General features: G+C 72.5%; 16 protein-coding genes. 9 read left to right on the top strand and 7 right to left on the bottom strand.

Going from position 1 to position 17,273, the window contains the following annotated elements; genetic code table 11:
• Positions 1-5 precede the first annotated feature (5 nt).
• From J2X46_RS09365 to J2X46_RS09385, 5 genes are all read left to right on the top strand, one after another.
• Positions 6-2,057, top strand: coding sequence for a bifunctional aldolase/short-chain dehydrogenase (locus J2X46_RS09365; RefSeq protein WP_310249514.1), 2,052 nt, complete (start codon positions 6-8; stop codon positions 2,055-2,057).
• Positions 2,054-3,490, top strand: a complete 1,437-nt coding sequence (locus J2X46_RS09370; protein WP_310249515.1) for a rhamnulokinase family protein — start codon at positions 2,054-2,056, stop codon at positions 3,488-3,490. The genes J2X46_RS09365 and J2X46_RS09370 overlap by 4 nt, the downstream gene beginning before the upstream one ends.
• Positions 3,487-4,215: a (Fe-S)-binding protein gene (locus J2X46_RS09375; RefSeq protein WP_310249517.1), complete on the top strand. Its 729-nt coding sequence runs from the start codon at positions 3,487-3,489 to the stop codon at positions 4,213-4,215. The genes J2X46_RS09370 and J2X46_RS09375 overlap by 4 nt, the downstream gene beginning before the upstream one ends.
• A gap of 86 nt (positions 4,216-4,301) precedes the next feature.
• Positions 4,302-5,759, top strand: a complete 1,458-nt coding sequence (locus tag J2X46_RS09380; protein ID WP_310249519.1) for a lactate utilization protein B — start codon at positions 4,302-4,304, stop codon at positions 5,757-5,759.
• Positions 5,756-6,340 (top strand): LUD domain-containing protein, encoded by a 585-nt coding sequence (locus J2X46_RS09385; protein ID WP_310249520.1) that lies wholly within the window; start codon positions 5,756-5,758, stop codon positions 6,338-6,340. Before J2X46_RS09380 ends, J2X46_RS09385 begins: the two co-directional genes overlap by 4 nt.
• A gap of 67 nt (positions 6,341-6,407) precedes the next feature.
• Here J2X46_RS09385 and upp read toward each other — a convergent pair whose 3' ends face one another.
• Positions 6,408-7,049, bottom strand: coding sequence for a uracil phosphoribosyltransferase (gene upp / locus J2X46_RS09390; protein ID WP_310249522.1), 642 nt, complete (start codon positions 7,047-7,049; stop codon positions 6,408-6,410).
• Between the two features lie 99 nt (positions 7,050-7,148).
• Between upp and J2X46_RS09395 the strand changes: the two genes are divergently transcribed.
• Both J2X46_RS09395 and tadA read left to right on the top strand, forming a co-directional pair.
• Positions 7,149-7,634, top strand: coding sequence for a tRNA adenosine deaminase-associated protein (locus tag J2X46_RS09395; RefSeq protein ID WP_310249524.1), 486 nt, complete (start codon positions 7,149-7,151; stop codon positions 7,632-7,634).
• Positions 7,631-8,080: a tRNA adenosine(34) deaminase TadA gene (gene tadA, locus J2X46_RS09400; RefSeq protein WP_397213661.1), complete on the top strand. Its 450-nt coding sequence runs from the start codon at positions 7,631-7,633 to the stop codon at positions 8,078-8,080. Before J2X46_RS09395 ends, tadA begins: the two co-directional genes overlap by 4 nt.
• A gap of 82 nt (positions 8,081-8,162) precedes the next feature.
• Here tadA and eda read toward each other — a convergent pair whose 3' ends face one another.
• From eda to zwf, 3 genes are read right to left on the bottom strand one after another with little or no spacing between them, the layout of a single operon-like run.
• Positions 8,163-8,807 carry a bifunctional 4-hydroxy-2-oxoglutarate aldolase/2-dehydro-3-deoxy-phosphogluconate aldolase gene (eda, locus tag J2X46_RS09405; protein ID WP_310249527.1) on the bottom strand — a complete coding sequence of 215 codons (645 nt, stop codon included), beginning with the start codon at positions 8,805-8,807 and terminating at the stop codon, positions 8,163-8,165.
• The gene (gene edd / locus J2X46_RS09410; protein ID WP_310249529.1) at positions 8,791-10,674 is read right to left on the bottom strand and encodes a phosphogluconate dehydratase; all 1,884 of its coding nucleotides are present in this window, start codon (positions 10,672-10,674) and stop codon (positions 8,791-8,793) included. Before edd ends, eda begins: the two co-directional genes overlap by 17 nt.
• Positions 10,671-12,173, bottom strand: a complete 1,503-nt coding sequence (gene zwf, locus J2X46_RS09415) for a glucose-6-phosphate dehydrogenase (protein WP_310249531.1) — start codon at positions 12,171-12,173, stop codon at positions 10,671-10,673. Before zwf ends, edd begins: the two co-directional genes overlap by 4 nt.
• An 89-nt stretch (positions 12,174-12,262) precedes the next feature.
• On the opposite strand from zwf, the gene J2X46_RS09420 reads away from it, so the two are divergent.
• Positions 12,263-13,435: an ROK family protein gene (locus J2X46_RS09420; RefSeq protein ID WP_310249533.1), complete on the top strand. Its 1,173-nt coding sequence runs from the start codon at positions 12,263-12,265 to the stop codon at positions 13,433-13,435.
• Positions 13,432-13,923 carry a GNAT family N-acetyltransferase gene (locus J2X46_RS09425; protein ID WP_310249535.1) on the top strand — a complete coding sequence of 164 codons (492 nt, stop codon included), beginning with the start codon at positions 13,432-13,434 and terminating at the stop codon, positions 13,921-13,923. The genes J2X46_RS09420 and J2X46_RS09425 overlap by 4 nt, the downstream gene beginning before the upstream one ends.
• Positions 13,924-13,930: 7 nt before the next feature.
• Here the strand turns inward: J2X46_RS09425 and J2X46_RS09430 are convergent, their stop codons facing one another.
• From J2X46_RS09430 to J2X46_RS09440, 3 genes are all read right to left on the bottom strand, one after another.
• Positions 13,931-14,290: a DUF779 domain-containing protein gene (locus tag J2X46_RS09430; protein ID WP_310249537.1), complete on the bottom strand. Its 360-nt coding sequence runs from the start codon at positions 14,288-14,290 to the stop codon at positions 13,931-13,933.
• Complete coding sequence (locus J2X46_RS09435; RefSeq protein WP_310249539.1) at positions 14,290-15,813, bottom strand: aldehyde dehydrogenase family protein; 1,524 nt, start codon at positions 15,811-15,813, stop codon at positions 14,290-14,292. The genes J2X46_RS09430 and J2X46_RS09435 overlap by 1 nt, the downstream gene beginning before the upstream one ends.
• 117 nt (positions 15,814-15,930) lie before the next feature.
• On the bottom strand, positions 15,931-17,136 hold the full coding sequence (locus J2X46_RS09440) for a GAF domain-containing protein (protein WP_310249541.1): 1,206 nt from the start codon (positions 17,134-17,136) through the stop codon (positions 15,931-15,933).
• Positions 17,137-17,273 lie beyond the last annotated feature (137 nt).

Here is a 17,273-nt window from a genome sequence, read left to right on the forward strand (position 1 = left end):
GCACCGTGAGTGACCTCAACCCCACCGTCGCCGAGCTCGTGGCTCGCTCGAACGCGCTGGGCGCCGACCCGAAGAACACCAACTACGCCGGCGGCAACACCTCCGCCAAGGGCACCGAGACCGACCCGGTCACCGGCGAGGACGTCGAGCTGCTGTGGGTGAAGGGCTCCGGCGGTGACCTCGGCACCCTGACCCCGGCCGGCCTGGCCGTGCTGCGGCTGGACCGGATGCGCGCGCTCGTCGACGTCTACCCCGGCGTCGACCGCGAGGACGAGATGGTCGCGGCCTTCGACTACTGCCTGCACGGCAAGGGTGGCGCCGCCCCCTCGATCGACACCGCGATGCACGGCCTCGTCGACGCTGCGCACGTCGACCACCTGCACCCCGACTCCGGCATCGCGATCGCGACCGCCGCCGACGGCGAGCAGCTGACCAAGGAGGTCTTCGGCGACAAGGTCGTGTGGGTGCCGTGGCGCCGGCCCGGCTTCCAGCTCGGCCTCGACATCGCCGCCATCAAGGAGGCGAACCCGAAGGCGATCGGCTGCATCCTCGGCGGGCACGGCATCACCGCCTGGGGCGACACCAGCGAGCAGACCCGCAAGAACTCGCTCTGGATCATCCGCACCGCCGAGCGCTACATCAAGCAGCACTCGAAGAAGAACCCGTTCGGTGCGCGCGTGAGGAAGTGGGAGCCGCTGTCGCCCGCGAAGCGCCGGGCCCGCGCCGCAGAGATCGCGCCGCTCCTGCGCGGCGTCGCGTCCGCTGATCGCCCGATGGTCGGGCACTTCACCGACGACAAGGTCGTCCTCGACTTCCTCGCCTCGAAGAACCACCCGCGTCTCGCCGGGCTCGGTACGTCGTGCCCCGACCACTTCCTGCGCACCAAGGTCAAGCCGATGGTGCTCGACCTCGGCCCCGACGCCCCGATGGACAAGGTGCGCACCCGGGTCGCCGAGCTGCACGAGGCCTACCGCGCCGACTACGCGTCGTACTACGACCGCAACGCGAAGGCCCTCGGCGGCGAGTGGCCCGCGATGCGCGGCGCCGACCCGCTGATCATCCTGGTGCCCGGCATCGGCATGTTCAGCTATGGCAAGGACAAGCAGACCGCCCGCGTCGCCGGTGAGTTCTACGTCAACGCGATCAACGTGATGCGCGGCGCCGAGGGGCTGTCGTCGTACGCCCCCATCGACGAGTCGGAGAAGTTCCGGATCGAGTACTGGGCGCTGGAGGAGGCCAAGCTCCAGCGGATGCCGACGCCCAAGCCGCTCGCCACCCGCGTCGCGCTCGTGACCGGCGCCGCCTCGGGCATCGGGCTCGCGACAGCTCGCAAGCTGGCGGCAGAGGGCGCGTGCGTCGTCATCGCCGACCTCTCGCTGGAGAAGGCGCAGGACGCGGCTGCCTCGATCGGCTCGACCGACGTCGCCGTCGGCGTGCAGGTCGACGTCTCCGACGAGGCAGCGGTGCAGGCCGCGGTCGACGCCGCGGTGCTGGCGTTCGGCGGTGTCGACCTGGTCGTCAACAACGCCGGCCTGTCGCTGTCGCGCTCGCTGCTCGAGACCACCGAGAAGGATTGGGACCTCCAGCACGACGTGATGGCCAAGGGTTCGTTCCTCGTCTCGAAGGCCACCGCGAAGGCGATGATCGAGCAGGGCATCGGCGGCGACATCGTCTACATCTCCTCGAAGAACTCGATCTTCGCCGGTCCCAACAACGTGGCCTACGGCGCCGCGAAGGCCGACCAGGCCCACCAGGTGCGGCTGCTCGCGGCCGAGCTCGGTGAGCACGGCATCAAGGTCAACGGCGTGAACCCCGACGGCGTCGTCCAGGGCTCCGGCATCTTCGCCGGCGGCTGGGGCGCCTCGCGAGCCGCGGTCTACGGCGTGGACGAGAAGGACCTCGGCAAGTTCTACGCCCAGCGCACCCTGCTCAAGCGCGAGGTGCTGCCGGAGAACATCGCCAACGCCGTCTTCGTGCTCTGCTCCGACGAGCTCAGCCACACCACCGGCCTGCACGTCCCCGTCGACGCCGGCGTGGCCGCGGCGTTCCTCCGGTGATCGCGGGGACCGCCCCCGTCCGCGTCGCGGCCGTCGACCTCGGCGCGTCGAGCGGCCGGGTGATGCTGGGCGAGGTCGGTCCCGACGTGCTGCGGCTGACCGCGGCCGCGCGGTTCGCCAACGGCCCGGTGGAGGGCGACGACGGCCTGCACTGGGACGTCTCCGCCCTGCACCGCCACGCGCTGGAGGGCCTCCGGATCGCCGCGCAGGCGGCGCCCGAGGGGCTGGCCAGCGTGGGCATCGACTCGTGGGCGGTCGACTACGGCCTGCTGCGCGCCGGCCGGCTGCTGGCCGAGCCGTTCCACTACCGCGACGAGCGTCGCGGCTCGGTCGGTCCTGCGCGCGTGCACGAGCGGGTGTCGCCCGCCGACCTCTACGCCCGCACCGGGCTGCAGTTCCTGCCGTTCAACACGGTCTACCAGCTCGCTGCCGACGACCGGCTCACCGAGGCCGACCGGCTGCTGCTGGTGCCCGACCTCCTCGCCGCGTGGCTCACGGGTGTGGAGGTCGCGGAGCGGACCAACGCCTCGACCACCGGCCTGCTCGACGTCCGCACCGGCGCCTGGGACGAGTCGCTCATCGAGGTCCTCGGCCTGCGTGCACACCTCTTCGCCGACCTCGTGGACCCGGGTACGACGATCGGCACGCTGCTGCCCGAGGTCGGGGCCGCCGTCGGTGCGCCGGGGCTGCCCGTCGTGACCGTCGGCTCGCACGACACGGCGTCGGCTGTGGTCGGCGTACCGATGGCGGAGGACGCGGCGTACGTCTCGCTGGGGACGTGGGGACTCGTCGGCCTCGAGCTCGACGCACCCGTGCTGACCGAGGCCGCGCGCGCCGCCAACTTCACGCACGAGGGCGGTGTGGACGGCACGATCCGCTTCCTCACCAACGTGATGGGCACCTGGCTGCTGAGCGAGACCCTGCGCACGTGGGGTCGCGACGACCTCGGCGCCCTGCTCGCCGCGGCTGCCGACGTCACCGGGCCGGTGCCGCTCTTCGACGTGCAGGACCCGCGCTTTGTGGCGCCCGGCGACATGCCCGGCCGGATCGCGGCGTGGTGCGCGGAGCACGACATGGCGGCTCCGGTCGACGACGCGTCGCTGGTGCGCAGCATCGTCGAGAGCCTCGCCGCTGCGTACGCCGATGCCCTCGCGACCGCGGCAAGCCTGGCCGGACGGACCGTCCGGCAGGTGCACGTCGTGGGAGGCGGCAGCCAGAACGCCCTGCTCTGCCAGGCCCTCGCGGACCGCTCCGGGCTGCCGGTCGTCGCCGGGCCGGTCGAGGCGACGGCCCTGGGCAACGTGCTCGTGCAGGGCCGCGCCGCCGGTGCGATCACCGGTGGGCTCGACGAGCTCCGCGCACTGGTTGCCCGCACCCAGGACCTGCGCCGGCACGCGCCGCGCGCCCGCCAGTGGCAGGATGCCAAGGGATGAAGGTCGCCCTCCAGATCACCTGCGTCAACGACGCCATGTTCCCCGACACCGGGAAGTCCGTGGTGCGGCTGCTGCGGCGGCTCGGGGTCGACGTGGACTTCCCGCAGGCACAGACCTGCTGCGGCCAGCCGATGGTCAACACCGGCTACCTCGACGAGGCCGTGCCGGTGGTGCGCACCTTCGTCGACGCCTTCGCGGGCTACGACGCCATCGTCACGCCGTCCGGCTCGTGCGCCGGATCGGCCCGCCACCAGCACTCGCTCGTCGCCGAGCGCTCGGGCGACCCGGCCCTTGTGGCCGCCGTTGCCGAGACTGGGCCGAGGACCTACGAGCTCACCGAGTTCCTCGTCGACGTGCTCGGCATGACCGACGTCGGTGCCTACTTCCCGCATCGCGTGACCTACCACCCCACCTGCCACAGCCTGCGGATGCTAGGCGTCGGCGACCGTCCGCAGCGGCTGCTCGAGGCGGTCCGCGGGATCCAGCTCGTCGACCTCCCGCAGGCCGAGGAGTGCTGCGGCTTCGGCGGCACCTTCGCGGTGAAGAACGCCGACACCTCCGTCGCGATGGGCGCCGACAAGGCGCGTCACGTGCGCGACACCGGTGCCGAGGTGCTGGTCGCCGGCGACAACTCCTGCCTGATGCACATCGGCGGCGTGCTCTCGCGCCAGCGCGCCGGCGTACGCGTCATGCACCTCGCCGAGATCCTGGCGGCCACCGAATGAACACCCCACGCCCTTCTTCTCCGCCGCTTCGCTCCCCCGAACAACGCCGCGGGGACCCCGAAAAGCGCAGCGGCACCTTCGTCGGCATGCCGGCCTTCCCGAGCGCCGCCCGCGAGGCGCTCGGCGACACCCAGCTGCGCCGCAACCTCGCCCACGCCACCCACACCATCCGCGACAAGCGGGCCCGCGTGGTCGCCGAGGTCGAGGACTGGGAGGAGCTCCGGCTCGCCGGCGCCGGGGTGAAGGAGGCCGCGCTGCGCGACCTCGCCACCCACCTCGAGACCCTCGAGGAGTCGCTGACCCGAGCCGGCGCGACCGTGCACTGGGCCCGCGACGCCGAGGAGGCGTGCGCGATCGTCGCCGCCGTCGCCCGCGAACACGGGGCCGACGAGGTGGTCAAGGTGAAGTCGATGGCCACCCAGGAGATCGGCCTGAACGAGGCCCTCGAGGCCGAGGGCATCGCCGCCTGGGAGACCGACCTGGCCGAGCTCATCGTGCAGCTCGGCGAGGACCTGCCCTCCCACATCCTCGTGCCCGCGATCCACCGCAACCGGTCGGAGGTCCGCGAGATCTTCGGCCGCCGGATGGGTGTCGTCGGCCGGCCCGCACCCGACGACCTGACCGACGAGCCCGCCGTACTGGCCGGGGCGGCGCGTGAGCACCTGCGCGAGAAGTTCCTGCGCGCCAAGGTCGGCGTCAGCGGCGCCAACTTCGCCGTCGCCGACACCGGCACCCTCGTGGTCGTCGAGTCGGAGGGCAACGGCCGGATGTGCCTGACGCTGCCCGAGGTGCTGGTCAGCGTGGTCGGGATCGAGAAGGTGGTCGCGACGTGGTCCGACCTCGACCCGATGCTGCGCCTGCTGCCGCGCTCGTCGACCGGCGAGCGGATGAACCCCTACACCTCGACCTGGTCGGGCGTGACGCCCGGCGACGGACCGCAGGAGGTGCACGTCGTCCTTCTCGACAACGGCCGCACCCGCGCCCTCGCCGACGAGGTCGGCCGCCAGGCCCTGCGCTGCATCCGCTGCTCGGCGTGCCTCAACGTCTGCCCGGTCTACGAGCGGGTCGGCGGTCACGCCTACGGCTCTGTCTACCCCGGCCCGATCGGCGCGATCCTCAACCCGCTCCTGCGCGGCGTCTCCGACGAGCAGACCGCATCGCTGCCGTACGCCTCCTCGCTCTGCGGTGCCTGCTTCGAGGTCTGTCCGGTGCGGATCGACATCCCGTCGGTCCTGGTCGACCAGCGCGCCGCCGTCGTCGACGCGCACCGCGACGACCGGGTGCCGAAGCCGGAGGCGGTCGCGATGAAGGCGGCAGCGTGGACGTTCTCCGACTCGCGTCGCCTCGGCTGGGCCGAGCGCGTCTCCGGCCTGGCCGGCCGCGTCCTGAGCCGCTTCAGCCGTACGACGCTGCCCGGAGGCCGCACCGCCGCCGGCCGCCTGCCCGGCCCCGGCGCCGCCTGGACCGGGGCGCGCGACCTGCCCGCACCGCCGGAGGAGTCCTTCCGCGCGTGGTGGGACCGCACCGACGGGGGCCGAAGATGAGCGCCCGCGACGACATCCTCCGGCGTGTCCGCTCGGCACTGTCCGACGTGTCGCCCGCGGTGGACGTTCCTCCGGCCCCTCGGGCCCCCGACCGCGGCGACCTCGTGGCGCTGTTCGTCGAGCGGGTCGAGGACTACCGGGCCGAGGTGACCCGCTGCGCGGCCGCCGACCTGGCGTCGGTGGTGGCCGACGTGCTCGGGCCGGCGCGCGCCGTCGTACCTCCCGGGCTGGGGCTCGAGGTCGCCGGCTCGGTCACCGACGGCGGCCTCACCGCCGCCGAGCTCGACGCGATCGACGCGGTGGTCACCCGGGCCGCCGTCGGCATCGCCGAGACGGGAACCATCGTGCTCGACCACCGGCCGGACCAGGGTCGCCGGGCGATCAGCCTCGTGCCCGACCTGCACGTCTGCATCGTCGACGCGGGGCAGGTCGTGGCCGACGTACCCGACGCGATCGCCCTGCTCGACCCGCGGCGCCCGCTCACCTGGATCAGCGGGCCCTCGGCCACCAGCGACATCGAGCTCGACCGGGTCGAGGGAGTGCACGGACCCCGCACCCTCCACGTGGTGCTGGTCGGCTGACTGAGCCTTCGAGCCCCTTGGCCTCGACACGGGCGCGGGGCGCGCTGCTCAACCAGCGGCGGGCGGACTACTGGGCGACGCCGTAGAGCCGGTCGCCCGCGTCGCCGAGGCCGGGGACGATGTAGCCCTTGTCGTTGAGCTTCTGGTCAAGGGCCGCGGTCACGACGGTGACCGGGACGTCGAGGTCGGCGAGGCCCTTCTCGAGGTTGTCGACGCCCTCGGGGGCGGCGAGCAGGCAGATCGCGGTGATGTCGTCGGCGCCGCGGTCGGTGAGGAACTTGATGGCCGCGGCCAACGTGCCGCCGGTGGCGAGCATCGGGTCGAGGACGTAGCACTGGCGGCCGGACAGGTCGTCGGGGAGGCGCTCGGCGTAGGTCGAGGCCTCGAGGGTCTCCTCGTTGCGCACCATGCCGAGGAAGCCGACCTCGGCGGTCGGCAGGAGGCGCATCATCCCGTCGAGCATGCCGAGCCCGGCGCGGAGGATCGGGACGACCATCGGCTTGGGCTGGGCGAGGTACACGCCCGTGGTCGGACCAACCGGGGTGGTGATCGGCTTGGGGTCGACGCGGACCTCGCGGGTCGCCTCGTAGGCAAGCAGGGTGACCAGCTCGTCGGTCAGCCGACGGAAGGTCGGTGAGTCGGTGTCCTCGTCGCGGAGGACGGTGAGCTTGTGGGAGACGAGGGGGTGGTTCACCACGTGCAGGCGCATGGGGGCCACCCTAGTGGGCGGTCGCGGCAAACAGGGTTGGCGGTTCTCCGGCTTTCTGGGACATTGGACGTGTCCGTAGACCGTGGGGAGGGTCGCTCCATGTCCGAGCCGAACGGCGAGGTCGACTTCGCGCTGGCCGCCTTCCGCGAGGAGGGCGAGTGGCAGCTGCAGGACATCGCCTCGCCCGCGTTCGACTCCATCGACGCGCTCAGCCACGCCCTGCGCCGCCTGTCCGGTGACGCCGGCGCGGTCGGGATGGTCGCCGTCGACGAGGACTTCTTCGTGCTCGTGCGCGTCGACGGCAGCGACACCCGCGTCCTGCTCAGCGACGTCACCGCGGCCGACGAGTGGGAGCTCGCCCAGTCGGCCATCGACTTCCTCGGCCTGCCGCCCCCGGAGGACGACGACGTCGAGGTCCCGGCCGGCGACCTCGACCTGCTCGCCGACCTCGGCCTCCACGCCATCGACATGGGCGCGCTGCTCGACGACGTCGAGCTCTATCCCGACGAGATGCTCTCCGACATCGCGCGCCGGCTCGGGTTCGGCAAGCTCTTCGACGACGCCGTCGGGCTGACGTCTGCATGACCTGGGAAGCACCCATGCGCCTGGCCCTCGCCGAGGCGCAGGCCGCGCTCGCCGGTGACGACGTACCGGTCGGGGCCGTCGTGCTCGACGAGACCGGCACCGTGATCGGCACCGGACGCAACACCCGCGAGTCGGACGGCGACCCGACCGGCCACGCCGAGGTCGTCGCGCTCCGCGCCGCCGCTGCCACCCGCGGCGAGTGGCGGCTCTCCGGCTGCACCCTGGTCGTCACGCTCGAGCCCTGCACGATGTGCGCCGGCGCCCTCGTCCTCGCCCGGGTCGACCGCCTCGTCTTCGGTGCGTACGACCACAAGCTGGGCGCGGTCGGCTCGCTCTGGGACGTGGTCCGCGACCGCCGCCTCAACCACCGGCCCGAGGTCGTCGCCGGCGTGCTGGCCGCCGAGTCCACGGCCCTGCTCGACGACTTCTTCAGGTCCCACCGCTGATCTCCCGTCGAGGTAGTCCAGAGACGGATGGCTGAGATCTGGCCGCGACCTCAGCCAACCGTCACTGGACTACCGGGCCACGTCAGCCATTGCTCACTGGACTACCCAGGGCCGCGGCGGCCGCAGCCCGCCGCTCGACCTCGGCCCAGTCGCCACGGCGTACGACGTCGGCGGGCGTCAGCCACGAGCCGCCTACGCAGCCGACGTTGGGGAGGGCGAGGTACGACGCCGCGGTGGCGGCGGTGATGCCGCCGGTCGGGCAGAAGCGGGCGGCCGGCACCGGTGAGGCGAGCGAGGAGAGCCACGCCGTGCCGCCGGAGGCCTCGGCGGGGAAGAACTTCATCTCGGTGAACCCGAGCTCCAGCACGGCCAGCGCCTCGGAGACCGTGGAGGTCCCGGGCAGGAACGGCAGCCCGGTAGCGGCCATGCCCTCCAGCAGGGCCGGGGTCGCGCCGGGCGACACGAGGAAGCCGGCACCGGCGTCGTGGGCCTCCTTGGCCTGGCCGGGGGTGAGGATCGTGCCGGCGCCGACGAGGATCTCGGGCACCTCGTCGCTGATCGCAGCGATGGCGTCGAGCGCGACCGATGTGCGGAGGGTCAGCTCGATGGCGGGCAGGCCGCCGGCCACGAGCGCGCGGGCGAGAGGGACGGCGTCGGCGAGGTCGTCGACGACGACCACGGGCATGACGGGGACGACGTCGAGGACGGAATCAGGCGTGCTGGGCAACGGGCACCTCCGGGGTGGGCATGTCGAACGCGGGGAAGACGCTGGCGCCGGCGTCGGCCGGGCCGACGGTGGCGCGGAAGGCGGCGAACAGCTCGCGGCCGGTGCCGGAGAACTCGTCGCCCTCGGGCCCGCGGCCGGTGGCGGGCCGGGACCGCAGGTCGGCCTCGACCGTCAGCCGCCCGGTGAGCGCGTCGACGGTCACCAGGTCGCCGTCGCGCACGCACGACAGCGGGCCACCGAGGGCCGCCTCGGGGGTGACGTGGATGGCCGCCGGCACCTTGCCGGACGCGCCGGACATGCGGCCGTCGGTGACGATCGCGACCTGCTGCCCGCGGTCCTGGAGCACTCCGAGGGCTGGGGTGAGCTTGTGCAGCTCGGGCATGCCGTTGGCGGCCGGGCCCTGGTAGCGGATCACCGCGACGAGGTCGCGCCCGTCGAGCGCACCGTCGGCGAAGGCGGCGAGGAAGTCGGCCTGGTCGTCGAAGACCAGCGCCGGCGCGGTCACCACCCGGTGCTCCGGAGCGACGGCCGAGGTCTTGATGACGGCCGTACCGAGGTCCCCGGTGAGCACCTTGAGCCCGCCGTCGGCGGCGAACGGCTCGTCGGCCGGTCGCAGCACCGTGTGGTCGAGGCTGGCCTTGGGGCCCTCCTCCCACGTCAGGCTCTGCCCATCGGAGGGGGCCCCGCGCAGCACCGGCTCGCGGGTGTAGAGCGAGAGCCCGTGGCCGGCAATGGTCTGCACGTCCTCGTGGAGCAACCCGGCGCGGAGCAGGGTGTGCACGAGGAAGGCGATGCCGCCGGCGGCGTGGAAGTGGTTCACGTCGGCCTGGCCGTTGGGGTAGATCCGGCACAGCAGCGGCACGACGGCCGACAGGTCCGACAAGTCGTCCCACGTGAGCGCGATCCCGGCCGCGCGGGCGATCGCGACCAGGTGCAGCGTGTGGTTGGTCGACCCGCCGCTGGCCAGCAGCGCGACGCAGGCGTTGACGATCGTGCGCTCGTCGACGAGCTCGCCGACCGGCGTCGGCTCGCCGCCCTGGCGGGTGATCGCGACGGCGCGCTCGGCCGCGGCCCGCGTCAGCGCCTCGCGCAACGGCGTACCGGGGTTGACGAAGGACGAGCCCGGCAGGTGCAGGCCCATCACCTCCATCAGCAGCTGGTTGGAGTTGGCTGTGCCGTAGAACGTGCAGGTGCCCTTGGAGTGGTACGACGCCGCTTCCGCCGCGAGCAGCTCGTCGCGGGTCGCCTTGCCCTCCGCGTGCAGCTGGCGCACTCGCGCCTTCTCGCCGTTGGGCAGGCCCGAGGGCATCGGCCCGGCCGGCACGAAGACGGTCGGCAGGTGGCCGAAGGACAGCGCGCCGATCAGCAGCCCCGGCACGATCTTGTCGCAGACGCCGAGCAGCAGTGCGCCGTCGAACATGTCGTGGCTCAGCGCGATCGCCGTCGACATCGCGATGACGTCACGGCTGTAGAGCGAGAGCTGCATGCCCGCACGGCCCTGGGTGATGCCGTCGCACATCGCCGGCACGCCGCCGGCGACCTGGGCGAGGCCGCCGGCCCGGACTGCCGCCTTCTTCAGCGCCGGCGGGTAGTCCACGAAGGGCTGGTGCGCGGAGAGCATGTCGTTGTAGCTCGTGACGATCGCCAGGTTGGGCTTGGTGCGCCCGCGCAGGGCGACCTTCTCAGTCGGCTCGCTCGCTGCGAACCCGTGGGCGAGGTTGGCGCAGCCCAGGTCGGTGCGGGCGGCGGGGCCGGTGCCGGCCGCGGCGCGCACGCGGGAGAGGTACGCCGCCCGGCTGGGCGCGCTCCGCTCGACCAGGCGGCGGGTCACGTCCGCGATGACGGGGTGGAGGGTCTGCTCGGTCATTCGATCTCCTGCCAGGTGCGGCCCTCGCGCTCGAGGAGCATGGCCGCTGCGGTGGGGCCGGACGTGCCGGCGGGATAGCGCTTCGGGGCGACGCCGCTGTCGCGCCATCGGCACAGGATGGGCTCGACCCACGCCCACGCGGCCTCGACCTCGTCGCGGCGCATGAACAGGGTCGGGTTGCCCTTGATGACGTCCATGAGCAGGCGCTCGTAGGCGTCGGGCGAGCGCTCGGAGAACGCGGTCGCATAGCTGAGGTCGAGCGACACCGGGTGCAGCCGGATGCCGCCGGGGCCGGGCTCCTTGGCCGTCATGTGCAGCCGCATGCCCTCCTCGGGCTGGAGCTGGATGTGGAGCCGGTTGCCGAGGGCGGCGCCCTCGGAGTGCGGGAACATCGCGTGCGGCGGCTCCTTGAAGACCACCACGATCTCGGAGAGCCGGTGCCCCATCCGCTTGCCGGTGCGGAGGAAGAACGGGACCCCCGCCCAGCGCCAGTTCTGCACCTCGGCCCGCAGCGCCACGAAGGTCTCCGTGGCGCTGGCCTCGCGTCCGTCGCCGAGCCCGAGGTCCTCGGCGTACGACGGCACGACAGCGCCGCCGACGACCCCCTGGCCGTAGCGGCCGCGGACGGTGTCGCGGTCCACGTCCTCGGCCGACATCGGCCGCAACGCCTGGAGCACCTTGAGCTTCTCGTCGCGCACGGTCTCGCGGCCGACGTAGGTCGGCGGCTCCATCGCGACGAGGCAGAGCAGCTGCAGGAGGTGGTTCTGCACCATGTCGCGCAGCGCGCCCGACGTGTCGTAGTAGGCGCCGCGGTCGCCGACGCCCAACGTCTCGGCAACGGTGATCTGCACGTGGTCGACCCAGCGGGAGTTCCACAGCGGCTCGAGGAAGGTGTTGGCAAAGCGGGTGACGAGGAGGTTCTGCACGCTCTCCTTGCCGAGGTAGTGGTCGATCCGGAAGATCTGGTGCTCGGCGAACACCCGCCCGACCGCGTCGTTGACGAGGCGAGCGGACGCCAGGTCGGTGCCGACCGGCTTCTCCATCACGACGCGCGAGCTGGCGTCGACGACGCCGATCTCGTCGAGCCGCTCGCAGATCGGGCCGAACAGCGCCGGGGCGACGGCGAGGTAGAACGCGCGGACCTGGCCGTGCTCGCGGTCCTTGAGCAGGCCGTGCAGGAGGTGCCAGCCCTCCGGGTCGCCCGCGTCGACGGTGAGGTGGTGGATGCGGCCGAGCATGCGGTCGACCGCCTCGGCGTCGAGGTCGGCCGGGTCGACGTGGCGGTTGAGGGCCTCGGCGGCGAGCGCGCGGTAGCCCTCGTCGTCGAGGTGGCTGCGCGAGGCGCCGATGATCCGGAAGTCGCGCGGCAGCTGGTGCTCGCGCTCACGGTGGTAGAGCGCAGGCAGCAGCTTGCGCAGGGCGAGGTCGCCGGTGCCGCCGAAGACGACGAAGTCGCAGGCGGGCAGCTCGGTGGTGAGCTCGGTGGTCGGAAGGGTCACCTGATCCACCGTAGAGCACGTTCGGTCTTTTGTGACCACCACTTAGGACTTTTTGAGACCTAACTACCCGCACCTTAGGATCGGGGACGATGAACGAGACCGCGGGGGACCTGCTCGAGCTGCTGCGCAGCGGCGAGGCCCAGACCCGCTCCGACCTGGGCCGGATCACCGGCATGTCGCGCACCGCGGTCGTCGCCCGGGTCGCCGCCCTCACCGACGCGGGACTCCTGCTGCTGGGCGAGGAGCTCGCCAGCACCGGCGGCCGACCGCCCGGCAGCCTCGTCTTCAACGTCGACGCCGGCACGGTGCTCGCGGCGGCGATCGGCCGCTCGCGCACGCAGCTGGCCGCCTTCGACCTCGCCGGCACCGAGCTGGGCTCGGCATCGGTCGACCACGAGGTCGGCGCGGGCCCCGACGAGGTGCTGCCTCCGGTCGCCGCCCACCTCGCGGAGCTCGTCGCGGCCCACGACCGGCCCGTCCTCGGCGTCGGCATCAGCCTGCCCGGCACGGTCGACCCGGTCCGCGGCGTGAGCCTCGCCTCGCCGGTGATCGCCGGCTGGGACGGCGTCGACCTCGCGCCCTACCTCGCCACCGCGACGGACGCACCGCTGCACGTCGGCAACGACGCGGACGTGCTCGCCCTCTCGGAGCGCCTCGGGCACGCGTCGTCGTACGACGACCTGCTGGTGCTCAAGGCCTCGACCGGGCTCGGCCTCGGGATCATCGCCGGCGGCCACGTGGTCAGCGGCCACCTCGGCGGTGCCGGCGAGATCGGGCACGTGCCGGTCGATGCCGCGGCCGGACGGGGGTGTCGCTGCGGCGCCGTGGGCTGCTTGGAGGCGGCGGCCGCGGGCTGGGCGCTCGTCGCGCGCTGCGCCGAGTCCGGCCGCGAGGTGCACCACGTCCGCGAGCTCACCGCGCTCGCCCTGGCCGGTGACGCCGAGGCCAAGGCGCTGCTGCGCGAGAGCGGACGCCTCGTCGGCGAGGTCCTCGGCACGGCCATCACCCTGCTCAACCCGCACGCCGTCGTCGTCGGCGGCGACATGTCCGCCGCCTTCGACGTCTACGCCGCGGGCCTGCGGGAGAGCATCTACGCCCGCGCGACCGCGCTCGCGACCCGCGACCTGCAGGTGCTGCCGTCGACCTACGGCGACCGGGCGGGCCTGGTCGGCTGCGCCGTCATGGCGCTCGACAACGCGCTCGCCCCCGCGGCGATCGACGCGATGCTCCTGGAGCGATCGGGTCGTACCCTGCCGACATGAGCGAGGTCCGTCGAGCCACACCCGGCGACGCCGGGGTGCTCGGCCGCCTGCTCTGGGACTTCAACACCGAGTTCGAGACCGCGACCGACGACGCGGAGGTGCTGGCCGACCGCTTCACACGGCTGCTCGAGCTCGACGGGATCGTCGCGGTCCTGGCCGAGGACTCCGTCGAGGACTCCGCCGAGCCGGTGGGGTTCGCCCTGGTGAGCCTGCGGCCGGCCATCTGGTTCGACGGCCCGGTCTCCCAGCTCGAGGAGCTCTACGTCGTACCGGCCCTGCGCGACCACGGCATCGGCACCGCGATCCTCGAGCTCTGCAAGCGACTGGTGCGCGACCTCGGCTCGCCCGAGATGCACATCAACGTCGACGAGATCGACACCGACACCCGCCGCTTCTACGAGCGGCACGGGTTCGTGAACATCGAGCCCGGCGTCGACTACCGGATGCTCTGCTACGTCGGCCCGACCCACGCGGACCCCGCTGGTTGAGAGACGACTACTCGACCAGCTCGGAGTCGGTCATCAGGCGCGAGCGGATCAGGAAGCGCACGCCCTCGGGGGCCTCGAGGGAGAAGCCGGCACCGCGGCCGACGACCACGTCGATGGTGAGGTGGGTGTGCTTCCAGTACGCGAACTGCGCCTTCGACATCCACACCGGCACCGGACGCTCCAGGCCGACGTCGAGGTCACCGAGGTGTACGTCGCTCCCGCCGAGGCGGAACTCCCCGTCGGGGTAGCACATCGGGGCGGAGCCGTCGCAGCAGCCGCCGGACTGGTGGAACATCACCGGGCCGTGGAGCCCGGTGAGGCGGCGGATCAGGTCCGCCGCCTCACCGGAGACGGAGACTCGACTCATCAGAAGAAGCCGAGGGCGTCCGGGGAGTAGGACACGAGCAGGTTCTTCGTCTGCTGGTAGTGGTCGAGCATCATCTTGTGGGTCTCGCGCCCGATGCCGGACTGCTTGTAGCCGCCGAAGGCCGCGTGGGCCGGGTAGGCGTGGTAGCAGTTGGTCCAGACGCGACCGGCCTGGATCTCCTTGCCGGCGCGGAAGGCGCGGGAGCCGTCACGCGACCACACGCCGGCACCGAGGCCGTACAACGTGTCGTTGGCGAGCTTGAGGGCGTCGGCCTCCTCGTCGAAGGACGTCAGCGCGACGACCGGGCCGAAGATCTCCTCCTGGAAGATCCGCATCGAGTTGTCGCCCTCGAAGACCGTGGGCTGGACGTAGTAGCCCTCGGCGAGGTCGCCCTCGAGCACGTTGCGCTCGCCGCCGGTGAGGACCTTGGCGCCCTCGGCCTTGCCGATGTCGAGGTACGACAGGATCTTCTCGAGCTGGTCGTTGGAGGCCTGGGCGCCCATCATCGTGGTGGTGTCGAGCGGGTTGCCCTGGGTGATCGCCTCGACCCGCGCGATCGCGTCGGGCACGAAGTCGCTGTAGATCGAGCGCTGCACCAGCGCGCGGCTCGGGCAGGTGCAGACCTCGCCCTGGTTGAGGGCGAACATCGTGAAGCCCTCGAGCGCCTTGTCGTAGAACGCGTCGCGCTGGGCGGCGACGTCCTCGAAGAAGATGTTCGGGCTCTTGCCGCCGAGCTCGAGGGTGACCGGGATGATGTTCTCGCTGGCGTACTGCATGATCAGCCGGCCCGTGGTCGTCTCGCCGGTGAAGGCGATCTTGGAGATCCGCGGGGACGACGCGAGCGGCTTGCCGGCCTCGACGCCGAAGCCGTTGACGATGTTGAGCACGCCGGCAGGGAGCAGGTCGCCGATGATCTCGGCGAGCTTGAGGATCGACCACGGGGTCTGCTCGGCGGGCTTCAGCACGACGGCGTTGCCGGCGGCCAGCGCGGGCGCCAGCTTCCAGACCGCCATCAGGATCGGGAAGTTCCACGGGATGATCTGGCCGACGACGCCGAGCGGCTCGTGGAAGTGGTAGGCGATCGTGTTCTCGTCGATCTCCGAGATCGTGCCCTCCTGCGAGCGGAGCACGCCGGCGAAGTAACGGAAGTGGTCGACCGCCAGCGGCAGGTCGGCGTTGAGCGTCTCGCGGACGGCCTTGCCGTTGTCCCACGTCTCGATGACGGCGAGGTCCTCGAGCGCCGCCTCCATCCGGTCGGCGATCTTGAGCAGGACGTTGGAGCGGTCGGTGGCCGACGTACGACCCCAGGCGGGCGCGGCGTTGTGCGCGGCGTCGAGCGCCTTCTCGATGTCCTCGGCGGTGCCGCGGGCGATCTCGGTGAAGGGCTTCCCGTTGACCGGCGAGATGTTCTCGAAGAAGGCGCCCTTGATCGGGTCGACCCACTCGCCGCCGATGTAGTGGCCGTAGCGGCTCTTGACCTCGATGGCCGAGTCTGCGGTTCCGGGCTGTGCGTAGACGGTCATGTGCTGCTCCAAGGCGTGGGAGGAAGTGACGTCCGTCACGTTAGGAAGCGGCACGTTGCAACGACGTTGCGTCACCCACCGGCGGTTGAGGTGCGAGCGCCGCGAGCCTCGAAACCGTCAGGCAAGGTCCCGGTCCAGCCGGGCGATCTGCCCCTCGACGAGGGCGCGCATCGGCGACGTCGGGCCGACGACGTCGCGCTGGGCCTGCCAGACCTCGTAGTCGTCGGCACCCCACGCCGTCCGGGTCCACGTCGACATCAGGTCCGGCTCCCGCCCGGCCAGCAGGGCGGCGCGCAGCGAGTGGTGCAGCTGCTCCCGGAGCCGTACGACGCCAGGTGCGGTCGAGCGGGGCAGGACCGGACCGCGATAGGCCCGCAGCGCTCCGCGGAGGTCGCCCGCAGCGAGCTGCGCCTCCACGGCCAGCCAGTCGCCGGCGATCGCCGCGGCCAGGCGGTAGGGGCGCGAGAGGAGGAGCTCGTCACCGAGCAGGTGCCGCAGCCGGTTGAGCTCGGCGCGCAGGGTCGAGGAGGCGCCGTCGTCCTCGTAGAGCAGCACGGCCAGCTCGTCGCCGGACAGGCCGTGCGAGGCGGTGCCGAGGAGCAGCACGATCTCGGAGTGGCGCGGGGTGAGCCGGATCGGCGTCGCCGTACGGCCCGCGGAGCCGACCGTGAGCAGGGCCTCGTGGCGGCCGAGCAGCTCGACGCCCACCTGGAGACCGTTGGCCGTCGGGGCCTGGGGGCGTCCCGAGAGCAGCTCGCGTGCGAGCTCGGCCTCGGCCATCCGGGCGGCGGCCCGCACCATCGCGGTGGTCTGCGGGACCGCGATGTCGTCACCTCCGGTGACGTCGAGGACGCCGAGCAGCGTGGACGACGTCGGGTCGAGGATGGGCGTGGCCGCACAGCTCCACGGCTGGACCGAGCGGCGGAAGTGCTCGGAGCCGCGCACCTGAACCGTCTGGCCGAGGCGCAGCGCCATGCCGGGGGCGTTGGTGCCGGCCATCCGCTCGTCCCAGTTGGAGCCCTCGACGAAGCCGATCGACTCGGCCTTGCGCAGGGTCGACGGCGTGCCGCACACCCAGAGCAGCTGCCCGGCCGCATCGCTGACGGCCATGATCGCGCCGCACTCGCGGGCCGCCTGGCCGAGCACGTCGTCGAGCAGTGGGAAGACCCGCGCCAGCGGGTGCGCCTCTCGGTGGTCGCGCAGGTCGCCCTCGGCCAGCGTGATCGGCGCCTCCGCGGCCCCGGCGTCCACGCCGGACGCGGCGGACAGGTGCCAGGAGTCGGCCACCTGCGCCCGCATGCTGCCGTCGGTCAGTGTCGTCACCGGCGCAGGGGACCACGCCGACCGTTGGTCAGCGGTTGGTCCCGCCACCCGGTTCGCACAGCTGGTCGAGTAGCACGCGAGCGCCCCTCCCCGTAGGTGGTCGAGTAGCACGCGAGCGCGCCTCCCCGTAGGTGGTC

The sequence above is a fragment of the Nocardioides sp. BE266 genome, from assembly GCF_031457855.1.
In the GTDB taxonomy this organism is placed as follows: Bacteria; Actinomycetota; Actinomycetes; order Propionibacteriales; family Nocardioidaceae; genus Nocardioides.

Bases quoted from the DNA above. Each gene is read 5' to 3' on its own strand.
- J2X46_RS09375 (WP_310249517.1), top strand. From the start codon at position 3,487: ATGAAGGTCGCCCTCCAGATCACCTGCGTCAACGACGCCATGTTCCCC.
- J2X46_RS09380 (WP_310249519.1), top strand. From the start codon at position 4,302: ATGCCGGCCTTCCCGAGCGCCGCCCGCGAGGCGCTCGGCGACACCCAG.
- J2X46_RS09385 (WP_310249520.1), top strand. From the start codon at position 5,756: ATGAGCGCCCGCGACGACATCCTCCGGCGTGTCCGCTCGGCACTGTCC.
- upp (WP_310249522.1), bottom strand. From the start codon at position 7,049: ATGCGCCTGCACGTGGTGAACCACCCCCTCGTCTCCCACAAGCTCACC.
- J2X46_RS09395 (WP_310249524.1), top strand. From the start codon at position 7,149: ATGTCCGAGCCGAACGGCGAGGTCGACTTCGCGCTGGCCGCCTTCCGC.
- tadA (WP_397213661.1), top strand. From the start codon at position 7,631: ATGACCTGGGAAGCACCCATGCGCCTGGCCCTCGCCGAGGCGCAGGCC.
- edd (WP_310249529.1), bottom strand. From the start codon at position 10,674: ATGACCGAGCAGACCCTCCACCCCGTCATCGCGGACGTGACCCGCCGC.
- J2X46_RS09420 (WP_310249533.1), top strand. From the start codon at position 12,263: ATGAACGAGACCGCGGGGGACCTGCTCGAGCTGCTGCGCAGCGGCGAG.
- J2X46_RS09425 (WP_310249535.1), top strand. From the start codon at position 13,432: ATGAGCGAGGTCCGTCGAGCCACACCCGGCGACGCCGGGGTGCTCGGC.
- J2X46_RS09430 (WP_310249537.1), bottom strand. From the start codon at position 14,290: ATGAGTCGAGTCTCCGTCTCCGGTGAGGCGGCGGACCTGATCCGCCGC.
- J2X46_RS09435 (WP_310249539.1), bottom strand. From the start codon at position 15,813: ATGACCGTCTACGCACAGCCCGGAACCGCAGACTCGGCCATCGAGGTC.